This is a genomic window from Nocardioides sp. (assembly GCF_036267815.1).
GTDB lineage: Bacteria > Actinomycetota > Actinomycetes > Propionibacteriales > Nocardioidaceae > Nocardioides.
This window is the reverse complement of record NZ_DATAVI010000067.1, coordinates 45,544-56,245: the sequence shown is the minus strand read 5'-3', so window position 1 is coordinate 56,245 and position 10,702 is coordinate 45,544. Positions and strand designations below refer to the sequence as shown.

The following is a 10,702-nucleotide window of genomic DNA, read 5'->3' as shown; positions in this document are numbered from 1 at the left end:
CCTTCGACGAGACGATGCAGGGCCTCGACACGTTGCGCGAGATGGTCGTGGCCGCCGCCCAGCGGGTGCTCGACCGGATGCGGATGACGATGTCGGTGATGTTCGCCGTACGCCGGCACCTCGGGGGGCACGAAGCGCTCCATCACCACGACAAGAAGCACTTCGGCCCGCCGCAGTTCGTCCTCGACGCCCAGGCCGAGCTGCACCGCAGGCTGACCAGCATCTTCGAGGCCCACCGCGACGAGCTCGCCGTGGAGCCCGAGGTCGCGGCCGTCGCACTGCGCAGTCTCATCTTCGGGGCGAGCCGCCCCGAGCTCGGCATGGCTCCCGCACTCAGCGCGGAGCAGATCGCAGACCTCCTCCTCTCGGGGGTCGCCATACGGGGAGAGAAGTAGAGATGTTGCTCAAGCTGGTCCGCAGGTTCCTCGCGAAGTACCGCCGCCCCCTCATGATCGTGGTCGGCCTGCAGTTCGTCGGCACGGTGATGGCGCTCTACCTGCCCAGCCTGAACGCCGACATCATCGACAACGGCGTCGTCACCGGCGACACCGGCTACATCGTCCGCACGGGCGGCATCATGCTCGCGGTCGCCGTGGTCCAGATCTGCTGCTCGGTCGGCGCGGTCTGGTTCGGCGCCCGTACGGCGATGAGCTTCGGCCGCGACGTGAGGACGGCGATCTTCCATCGCGTCGGCACCTTCAGCCAGCGCGAGGTGCAGGACTTCGGCGCCCCGAGCCTGATCACTCGCGAGACCAACGACGTCCAGCAGGTGCAGATGCTCGTGCTGATGTCGTGCACGCTGATGGTGATGGCGCCGATCATGATGGTCGGCGGCATCGTGATGGCGATCCGCGAGGACGTCGGGCTGTCCTGGCTGGTCGCGGTCACCGTGCCGGTGCTGGCCGCGTGCCTGGCCCTGATCATCACCCGGATGGTGCCCAGCTTCCGGCTCATGCAGAAGCGCATCGACGAGGTCAACCGGCTGCTGCGCGAGCAGATCACCGGCGTCCGCGTCGTCCGCGCCTTCGTGCGCGAGCCGCTGGAGACCGAGCGCTTCGCCGGTGCGAACGGCGACCTGACCACGGTGGCCACCCGGGCCGGCCGCTACCAGGCCCTGATGTTCCCGACCGTGATGCTCGTGGCGAACGTCGCCTCCGTCGGCGTGCTGTGGTTCGGCGGTCATCGCGTCGACTCCGGCTCGATGCAGGTGGGTGCGCTGACGGCGTACCTCGCCTATCTGATGCAGATCGTGATGTCGGTGATGATGGGCACCTTCATGATGATGATGATCCCGAGGTCGGCGGTGTGCGCCGACCGGGTCATGGAGGTCCTGCACACGACCACCTCGGTGCCGGTGCCGGAGCAGCCGGTCACCGAGCTGGGCGAGCGCGGGACGCTGCGGTTCGACCACGTCGAGTTCAGCTACCCGGGGGCCGACGCCCCGGTGCTGCGCGACCTGTCCTTCGAGGCCGGTCCCGGCCAGACCCTCGCCGTGATCGGGTCGACCGGCGCCGGCAAGAGCACGCTGGTCAACCTGGTCCCCCGACTGTTCGACGTCACCGGCGGCGCGCTGTCGGTGGACGGCGTGGACGTGCGCCGGCTCGATCCGGAGCAGCTGCGGTCGGTGCTCGGCCTGATCCCGCAGAAGGCCTACCTGTTCTCGGGGACCGTGCGGTCCAACCTGCTGCACGGCAAGCCCGACGCCACCGACGAGGAGCTGTGGGCGGCCCTGGAGGTCTCGCAGGGCGCCGACTTCGTCCGCGAGATGCCCGAGGGGCTCGACGCCACGATCGCCCAAGGCGGCACCAACGTCAGCGGTGGGCAGCGTCAGCGCCTCGCCATCGCACGAGCCGTCGTGCGGCGACCCGAGATCTACCTGTTCGACGACTCCTTCTCCGCGCTCGACCTCGCCACCGACTCGCGCCTGCGGGCGGCGTTGCGGCCGGTCACGCGGGACGCGACGGTGCTGATCGTCGCCCAGCGGGTCTCGACCATCCGCGACGCCGACCTGATCCTCGTGCTCGAGGACGGCGTGGTCGTCGGACGCGGCCGACATCACGAGCTGCTCGAGACGTGTCCGACGTACCAGGAGATCGTCGCGTCCCAGCTGAGTGCGGAGGAGGCGGCATGAGCGGCGACAAGCAGGCGCCGGCCGCGTCGTCCGGCTCGACCGGCCCGTCCGACGGCAAGCTCAAGGAGACCGAGCGCATCCAGGCGGGGCCGGGGCCGGGTCGCGGACCCTTCGGCGGCGGCATGGTCGGGCAGAAGGCCAACGACTTCCTGCCGTCGGCAAGGCGCGTCGTCCGCAGGATGGCTCCGCAGCGGGTCCGCGCGACCGCGGTGCTGTGCCTGGCGGTCCTCAGCGTCGGCCTGATGGCGCTCGGCCCGCGGATCCTGGGCCACGCCACCGACCTGATCTTCGCCGGCTACTTCGGCAAGAAGCTCGGCAGCGGTCCGCAGGGTGCCCCGACCGGCACCTCCCAGCAGCAGGTCGTCGAGCACCTGCGTCAGGCCGGCGACGACAAGCAGGCCTCGATCGTCGCCTCGATGCACCACTTCGTGGTCGGCCACGGAGTGGACTTCACCGCGGTCGGGCACGTCCTGCTGCTCGTCCTCGGCGTGTACGTCGTGGCGTCGCTGCTCTCGTGGCTCCAGGGCTACCTGCTGAACGACGTCGTCCAGCGCACGATCTTCCAGATGCGCTCCGAGGTCGAGGACAAGGTCAACCGGCTGCCCCTGCGCTACTTCGACCAGCAGCCGCGCGGCGAGCTCCTGAGCCGGGTCACCAACGACATCGACAACATCAGCCAGACGCTCCAGCAGACGATGAGCCAGCTGCTCAGCTCCCTGCTGACGGTGCTCTTCGTGGTCGCCTTCATGTTCTCGATCTCGTGGGAGCTGGCGCTGGTGGCGTTGGTGACGGTGCCGATCACGATGCTGGTGACCGGCGCGGTGATGAAGCGCAGCCAGGGCATGTTCATCGACCAGTGGCGACGTACCGGGAAGCTCAACGCCCATATCGAGGAGACGTTCTCCGGCAACGCGCTGGTGAAGGTCTTCGGCCGGCAGGAGGAGGTCGAGCGGACCTTCGCCGAGGAGAACGACAAGCTCTACCAGGCGTCGTTCGGCGCTCAGTTCGTCAGCGGGCTGATCATGCCGACGATGATGTTCATCGGGAACCTGAACTACGTCGTGATCGCCGTCCTCGGCGGGATCAAGGTCGCCAACGGCTCGATCACGCTGGGCGACGTGCAGGCGTTCATCCAGTACTCCCGGCAGTTCACCCAGCCGCTGACCCAGGTCGCGTCGATGACCAACCTGCTCCAGTCGGGCGTCGCCAGCGCCGAGCGGGTCTTCGAGCTGCTCGACGCTCCCGAGCAGGCGCCCGACGAGCTCGGGGACCCCGCCCCCGCGGAGCGCCGCCACGGCGAGGTGCGCTTCGAGGACGTGTCCTTCTCCTACAACGTCGCGCAGCCCCTCATCGAGGACCTCTCGCTGGTGGCGCGGCCGGGACAGACGGTGGCCATCGTCGGGCCGACCGGAGCCGGGAAGACGACCCTGGTCAACCTCGTGATGCGGTTCTACGACGTCACCTCGGGCCGGATCACCCTCGACGGCGTCGACATCGCCTCGATGCCCCGGGCCGCGCTGCGCGACCAGATCGGGATGGTGCTCCAGGACACCTGGCTGTTCGAGGGGACGATTCGCGACAACATCGCCTACGGTCGCCCCGGAGCCACCCAGGAGGAGATCCTCGCGGCCGCCCAGGCGACGTACGTCGACCGCTTCGTCCACTCGCTGCCCGACGGGTACGACACGCACCTGGACGAGGACGGCACCAACCTGTCGGCCGGTGAGCGCCAGCTGGTCACGATCGCTCGGGCGTTCCTCTCCGACCCCGAGCTGCTGATCCTCGACGAGGCGACCTCCTCGGTCGACACCCGGACCGAGCTGCTCCTCCAGCATGCGATGGCGGCCCTGCGCACCGACCGGACGTCGTTCGTGATCGCGCACCGGCTCTCCACGATCCGCGACGCCGACCTGATCCTGGTGATGGAGGACGGTGCGATCGTCGAGCAGGGCACCCACGACTCGCTCCTCGAGGCGGACGGCGCCTACGCGCGCCTCTACAACGCGCAGTTCGTCGCCCCCGAGGAGTCCGCCGTCGCCTGAGCTCGTTGAGTGGACCCGGAGGGCCAACTCAACGAGATACGTGTCAGCAAACCGGTTGAGTGGGGGTGGCGCGTAGAGTTAGCGTCGTCGTACACGGGAAAGGAGGTGGTCCAGTTTTGAGTACCTATTGGACGCGTGAGGTGGCTGCGGTCTAGCAGCAACCGGCCAGCCCGTAGTACTGCTGGCATGACAACGCAGACACCCGACCCGCAGGTGATCTGGCCCACGTCCGGCCGGAGGGGGCTCGCGAGAGCGGCCCACACCTGCGGGTCGTCTGCATTTCCGCGCGCCTGGCGAGAGTCCGTCTGTTGACGCGGGCAACCTTGTCAGGGGAGGGGTGCACCGCGTAGGTTGCGGCGCCATGTCGCGCCCTGACGAGCTGGGCCGCCTCGAGCAAGAGGTCGGCGTCCTGATCCGACGGGTGAAGCGCGTCATCGGCGAGCGGGCCCGGGCCGTCCATCCCGACCTCCAGCCCGCGTCGTACCTCATGCTGACCTACCTGGCGGCCGAGGGGCCGCGGCGCTCCTCGGTGCTCTCCGAGCGGTTCAACGTCGACAAGGGCGCCATCAGCCGCCAGGTCCAGCACCTGTGCGACCTGGGTCTCCTCGACCGGGAGCCGGACCCGGTCGACGGCCGGGCGGCACTGGTCTCGGCCAGCGCCGACGCCGTACGCCGGATGGAGGCGGTCGACCGCGACCGCAGGCGCTGGCTGGAGGAGCAGCTCGCGGGGTGGTCCGAGGCCGACCTGCGCGAGTTCGTCGCCAGCCTCTCACGCTACAACGAGGCGCTCGACGAGAACGCCTGAGTCAGCGCAGCCAGACGGCGGTGTCCGGGGGCAGCAGACGATCGTCCACCGGGCCGCTGGCGGCGACGATCTCGCCGGCGGGCAGGCGAGCGGGGCGGGAGCCGCAGTTGCACACCACGGTGAGATCACCTCGCCGCAGGTGCAGCACGGTCGTGCGCCCCTCGACGATCTCGACCGCGTCGCCGGTGCCTCCGACATGGCGGCGTCGCGCGCGCAGAGCTGCGCGATAGAACGACCAGGTGGAGTCGGGGTCCCTCCGCTGCGCGGCGACGGTGAGCGGCGCCCAGTCGTCGGGCATGGGCAGCCACGGCGAGCTGCCCGCGCGACCGAAGCCGTACGGCGGCCGCTGGCCCCGCCACGGGATCGGCACGCGCGCCCCGTCGCGGCCGGGCTTGCCGGTGCGGAACCACGCCGGGTCCTGCCGGGACTCCGGGGGGACGTCGACCTCCTCCAGGCCCAGCTCCTCGCCCTGGTAGAGGTACGCCGACCCGGGCAGCGCGAGCATCGTCAGGGTCGCCGCCCTGGCCCGTGCCAGCCCGCGGGACCCGCCGCCGTACCTCGTCGGGTGGCGGACGACGTCGTGGTTGGACAGCACCCAGGTCGGCGCGGCACCCACGGGCTCGACGGCCGACAGGGTGCCGCGCACGACCCCGGCGAACGCCGCGGCCGACCACGGGGCCAGCAGCCACGCGAAGTTGAAGGCCTGGTGCAGCTCGTCGGGTCGCACATAGCGCGCCATGGACTCCGGCGTCCGGGTCCAGGCCTCGGCTACCGCCATCCGGTCTCCGGCGTACTCGTCGAGGATGCGCCGCCACGCGCGGTAGACCTCGTGCACCTCGGGCTGGTCCCACATCGGCTCGTCGGGCAGGGTGCGCTCGACCATCGCCCGGTCGGTGCGCTCCTCGCGGTCGGCCGGGAGGTCGCGGCCGGCGGGTCCGCCGCGCCGGTCGCGCAGGCTCGCGACCTTGAACAGGCCGTGGGCCACGTCGACCCGGAAGCCGTCGACACCGCGGTCGAGCCAGAACCTCAGCACGTCGGAGAACATCGACGGCACCTCGGGGTGGCGCCAGTCGAGGTCCGGCTGCGTGGTGTCGAACAGGTGGAGGTACCACTCGCCGTCCTCCAGCCGCTCCCACGCGGGCCCGCCGAAGACGGACTCCCAGTTGTTCGGCGGCCGGTCGCCGCCCCGCCCGCGGCCCTGGCGGAAGAGGTACCGCGCTCGTGCCGGGCTGCCGGGTCCCGCGGCCACCGCCTCGCCGAACCACGCGTGCTCGCAGGACGTGTGGTTGGGCACGAGGTCGATGACGACGCGGAGCCCGAGCCCGTGGGCCCGCGCCAGCAGCTCGTCGACGTCGCTCAGCCGGCCGAAGCGCCGGTCGACGTCGCGGTAGTCGGCCACGTCGTACCCCGCGTCGTGCTGGGGCGAGGGGTAGAAGGGCGTGATCCACAGGGCGTCGACGCCGAGCTCGCGCAGGTAGCGGAGCCGGGAGGTGATGCCGGGGACGTCGCCGAGCCCGTCGCCGTCGGAGTCGGCGAAGCTGCGGACATAGACCTGGTAGAACACGGCGTCGCGCCACCACGGGCTGGAGGCCGCGCCGGCAGGAGCAGGCATCAGGAGAACGCCGCGGGGTCGACCGCCACCCAGAGGTGCTCCGCGCTGCCCACCACCGACCCGGAGGAGTCGTACATCGTCGACGCCGTCCAGGTCTTGCGGCCCTCGCGGCGGCGTCCCATCCCGACCACCACGTGCTCCTCGCCGATCCGCGGCAGGGCGTCGAGACGGACCGTCATCCGGGCGAGCACCATGAGCCGCTCCTCGAGGTCGCCGGCCCAGCCTCCGACGCAGTCCAGCGCGGCCCACGTCACCGGCAGGCTGGCCCGGGGATGGGCGTCGGCATAGGCGTGGAAGTCCTCGGCGACCGATCGGTCGGGCAGCCAGCTCGCCGCCACGCGAGCCTGGTCGGGGCCACCCTCGGTGGACACGTCGGCCACCCGTCCGGGGAAGATGCGCAGCCCGTCGCCGGGCTCGCGGCCGGTCCCGCAGGAGAAGCAGGTGGGGAACGGGTGGCTCGTCAGCCCGGCGTACGTCGTCTCCGCGGCCCGCGCCTCCGCGAGCGGGACGCCGGGCACGTCGACCACGTCGTCGGATGTGCAGCGCGCGGACAGCACCGGCTTGCCGGCGTACGTCGCGACGACGCCGCCGTCCTCGCCGGGCGCCAGGTCCATCGAGCTGTCCAGTGGCGGCGCCGCCAGCAGCGAGACCGTGACGGCCGGCCACGGGCGCGAGTGATCGTGCGGGCACTGAGCGCCGGCGTGCGCCGAGACCGCGCCGGCCGACCACCCGCCGTTGCCCGACGACGGTGGACCACGGAAGCGGGACGGCACGACCAGGGGCGGGTGGTCGGGCAGGTCGGACATCGCGCTCCTCGCTCGGGTGCTGTTCCCACACTCTGCCAGTCCTTCGCCGATGGGTCACAATGACCCTGTGAGGACCCCGAGGCCGATCGCGTGAGCGATCTCATCGACACCACGGAGATGTATCTCCGGACCATCTACGAGCTGGTCGAGGAGGGCATCGTGCCGCTGCGCGCGCGGATCGCCGAGCGCCTCCACCAGTCGGGTCCGACGGTGTCCCAGACCGTGGCCCGGATGGAGCGCGACGGGCTGGTCACCGTCGAGGGCGACCGGCACCTCGAGCTCACCGCCGAGGGGAACCGGCTCGCGACCCGGGTCATGCGCAAGCACCGCCTGGCCGAGCGCCTGCTCACCGACGTGATCGGGCTCGACTGGGAGCTGGTCCACGCCGAGGCGTGCCGCTGGGAGCACGTGATGTCGGAGACCGTCGAGAGGCGCCTGGTCGACCTCCTCGGGCACCCCACCGAGTCGCCCTACGGCAACCCGATCCCGGGTCTGCTCGAGCTGGGCGAGGCGGGCTCGGCCCCGGAGTTCCTCGACGGCACCGAGCTGCTGGCCGATCTCGCCGGCGCTCAGCAGGCCAGCGTCCGGGTGCGGCGCATCTCCGAGGAGCTCCAGAAGGACGAGCCTCTGATGGGCACCCTCCGCAGGATCGGTGCGCTGCCCGACAAGGTCGTCGGCGTCACGGCCACGGACGCGGGCGTGCTGGTCGGATCGGGCGGCGAGACCGCCGAGCTCGACCTCGACGCGGCAGCCCACATCTTCGTCTCGCGCGTCTGAGGGGCCCCGCTACGACCGCGCGGCCGCCAGCTCGGCGAGGAACTCCGAGCAGCCCGCGTGCAGCGTGACCGATGCAAGGTCGTCACCGCGGGTGGCGCCGCGGTTGACGATGACGACCGGGACGCCGGCCCTGGCCGCACGCCGTACGAACCGGAAGCCGCTCATCACCGTCAACGACGAGCCGACCACCAGCAGCGCGTCGCGTGCGGTGAGCGCGTCCACGGCGCCGTAGCAGCGCTGGACTCGTGGGGCGGGGACGTTCTCGCCGAAGAAGACGACGTCCGGCTTCAGCACCCCGTCGCAGTCCTCGCAGGCCGGCACGACGAAGCCCGCCGTGTCGTCGAGGTCGACGTCGCCGTCGGGCCGGCTCTCGACCCGGGCATGGGCCTCGGCGTACCCCGGGTTCGCCGCCGCCATCCGGCTCGCGAGCGCCGCCCGGCTCGACGTAAGCCGGCAGGTCAGGCACACGACCTGCGAGATGCGGCCGTGCAAGGCCACGACCCGTCGGCCGCCGGCGGCCTCGTGCAGGCCGTCGACGTTCTGGGTGATCAGCAGCTCGGGATCGATCGCGGCCAGCGCCCGGTGACCGGCGTTCGGCGACGCGGACCGCATCCGGCTCCAGCCCAGGTGGCTGCGCGCCCAGTACCGCTGCCGGGCCGACGTCCCGCTCACGAATTCACCGAACGTCATCGGCGCCCGCGCCGGCGACCCGGGTCCCCGGTAGTCGGGGATGCCCGAGTCGGTCGACAGCCCGGCGCCGGTGAGGACGACGAGCCGGCCGCCGAGGAGCAGGTCCGGTACCTGCGCGTCACCCCGAGCGGCCGGGGCCACGCCGTTCCTCGCGACGGCGCTCGTCGGCAGGGCGCTCATCGGCACGTGTCCTGGATGGGTGCTCAGCCGGCGTAGCGGGCCTGCGCGCGGGCGCGACGCTTGTCGGCCTCGACCTCGCGGTTCTTCGGCGCCGCCGCGGTGACGAGGTCCTCGAGCAGGTGCTGGGTGGTGTGCGCGATCTCGTGCACGGCCCGCTCGAACGCCGCCTGGTTGGCCTCGGAGGGGCGGGTCGCGCCGCTCACCTTGCGGACGAACTGGAGGGCTGCGTCATGCACCTCCTGCGACGTGGCGGGGGGCTCGAAGTTGTTCAGCGGGCGGATGTTGCGGCACATGCGACCAGGCTACGCCGCGCGCCCTGGCTCCAGCATCGTGCGGCTGCGACGATGGAGCGCATGACCGACGTGTCGACCCCGACCGGCCCGCGCGCACGCACTGATCGTGAGCTCGACATCGTGCTGGTCGGTGCCACCGGGTTCACCGGTCGGCTGACCGCGGCGTACCTCGCCCGGCATGCGCCCCCCGACCTGCGCTGGGCGCTGGCCGGACGCGACCACGCGAAGCTCGAGGGGGTGCGCGACCACCTCGCGGGGCTCGACGGCGTGCCGGCCGGATGCGTCGAGGGGCTGCCCCTGCTGGCCGCCGACGTGGGCGACCCGGCCTCGCTGGCCGAGCTGGCTGAGCGCACCGGCGTCGTGATCACGACCGTCGGCCCCTACCAGCTCTACGGCGGGCCGCTGGTGGCGGCGTGTGCCGCGGCCGGCACCGACTACGTCGACCTGACCGGCGAGCCGGAGTTCGTTGACCGTACGTACGTCGCACACCACGCGACCGCGCGGCAGAGCGGGGCCCGGCTGGTCCACGCGTGTGGCTTCGACTCGATCCCCCACGACCTGGGCGCCTACTTCACGGTGGGTCAGCTCCCCGACGACGCGCCCATCAGCCTGCGGGGCGTCGTCCGGGCGAGCGGGATGTTCTCCGGTGGCACCTTCCACTCCGCGATGAACGGCCTGTCGCGAACCCGCCAGACGCGCGACGCGCTCCGGGCGCGCCGTCAGGTCGAGCCGCGACCGGAGGGGCGCAGCTCCCGGGCCGTGGCCGGACGGCCCGGGCGCGACCCGGTGCTCGGCCGCTGGCTGCTGCCACTGCCGACCATCGACCCCATGATCGTGGCGCGCAGCGGCGCCGCGCTCCCGGCGTACGGCCCGGCCTTCCGCTACTCCCACTACGCCGGCACGAAGACCCTGCGCTACGCGGCGGGTGGCGTCTCGACGGTGGCGGCTCTCGGGGTCGCGGCCCAGGTGCCGCCGGTGCGGCGAGCCCTGCTCGGACGCATCAAGCAGGGCGACGGCCCGGACCCCGCACGTCGCGCGCGGTCGTGGTTCACCGTCGACTTCGTGGGGCAGGCTGCCGGCGAGGTCGTCCACACTCGGGTCAGTGGCGGGGACCCCGGGTACGACGAGACCTCGAAGATGCTCGCGGAGTCGGCCCTGTGCCTGGCCTACGACGACAACCCGGTGACCGCCGGGCAGGTCACCACCGCGCAGGCGATGGGCGACGCCCTCACCGCCCGCCTCCGCACCGCCGGCCTCACCTTCGCCACCCTCTAACCTCCCCATAACCCAATCGGTGGCTGGGCGTCTGTCAAATCCCCCGCTTCAGCGGGGGACTTGTTACTTCCTGGCCGCTGCAACCCCCAAT

The 10,702-nt window shown here is 71.8% G+C and carries 10 protein-coding genes; 6 read left to right on the top strand and 4 right to left on the bottom strand.

Translation table 11 applies throughout. The features are described from left to right. The 4 genes from VHW64_RS15820 to VHW64_RS15805 form a co-directional block, all read left to right on the top strand. The coding region (locus tag VHW64_RS15820) for a hypothetical protein (protein ID WP_329651539.1) at positions 1 to 395 on the top strand (395 nt) is incomplete at its 5' end. A gap of 2 nt (positions 396 to 397) precedes the next feature. After that, positions 398 to 2,131: an ABC transporter ATP-binding protein gene (locus tag VHW64_RS15815; RefSeq protein ID WP_329651538.1), complete on the top strand. Its 1,734-nt coding sequence runs from the start codon at positions 398 to 400 to the stop codon at positions 2,129 to 2,131. Continuing rightward, positions 2,128 to 4,173 (top strand): ABC transporter ATP-binding protein, encoded by a 2,046-nt coding sequence (locus tag VHW64_RS15810; protein WP_329651537.1) that lies wholly within the window; start codon positions 2,128 to 2,130, stop codon positions 4,171 to 4,173. Before VHW64_RS15815 ends, VHW64_RS15810 begins: the two co-directional genes overlap by 4 nt. A 361-nt stretch (positions 4,174 to 4,534) precedes the next feature. After that, positions 4,535 to 4,978, top strand: coding sequence for a MarR family winged helix-turn-helix transcriptional regulator (locus tag VHW64_RS15805; RefSeq protein WP_329651536.1), 444 nt, complete (start codon positions 4,535 to 4,537; stop codon positions 4,976 to 4,978). Between the two features lies 1 nt (position 4,979). On the opposite strand, the gene VHW64_RS15800 is transcribed toward VHW64_RS15805, so the two are convergent. Next, entirely contained in the window at positions 4,980 to 6,590 is a 1,611-nt protein-coding gene (locus VHW64_RS15800) for a glycoside hydrolase family 13 protein (protein ID WP_329651535.1), read from the bottom strand. After that, positions 6,590 to 7,396, bottom strand: coding sequence for a hypothetical protein (locus tag VHW64_RS15795; protein WP_329651534.1), 807 nt, complete (start codon positions 7,394 to 7,396; stop codon positions 6,590 to 6,592). Before VHW64_RS15795 ends, VHW64_RS15800 begins: the two co-directional genes overlap by 1 nt. A gap of 90 nt (positions 7,397 to 7,486) precedes the next feature. Here VHW64_RS15795 and VHW64_RS15790 point away from each other — a divergent pair, with 90 nt between their 5' ends. Then, positions 7,487 to 8,173 (top strand): metal-dependent transcriptional regulator, encoded by a 687-nt coding sequence (locus VHW64_RS15790; protein WP_329651533.1) that lies wholly within the window; start codon positions 7,487 to 7,489, stop codon positions 8,171 to 8,173. 9 nt (positions 8,174 to 8,182) lie between these two features. Here the strand turns inward: VHW64_RS15790 and VHW64_RS15785 are convergent, their stop codons facing one another. Together VHW64_RS15785 and VHW64_RS15780 are read right to left on the bottom strand one after the other, a co-directional pair. Continuing rightward, positions 8,183 to 9,043 (bottom strand): NAD-dependent protein deacetylase, encoded by an 861-nt coding sequence (locus VHW64_RS15785; RefSeq protein ID WP_329651532.1) that lies wholly within the window; start codon positions 9,041 to 9,043, stop codon positions 8,183 to 8,185. A gap of 23 nt (positions 9,044 to 9,066) precedes the next feature. Next, on the bottom strand, positions 9,067 to 9,336 hold the full coding sequence (locus tag VHW64_RS15780; RefSeq protein ID WP_329651531.1) for a DUF2277 domain-containing protein: 270 nt from the start codon (positions 9,334 to 9,336) through the stop codon (positions 9,067 to 9,069). A gap of 60 nt (positions 9,337 to 9,396) precedes the next feature. Between VHW64_RS15780 and VHW64_RS15775 the strand changes: the two genes are divergently transcribed. Continuing rightward, positions 9,397 to 10,611 (top strand): saccharopine dehydrogenase family protein, encoded by a 1,215-nt coding sequence (locus VHW64_RS15775; RefSeq protein ID WP_329651530.1) that lies wholly within the window; start codon positions 9,397 to 9,399, stop codon positions 10,609 to 10,611. The last annotated feature ends 91 nt before the right edge of the window (positions 10,612 to 10,702 follow it).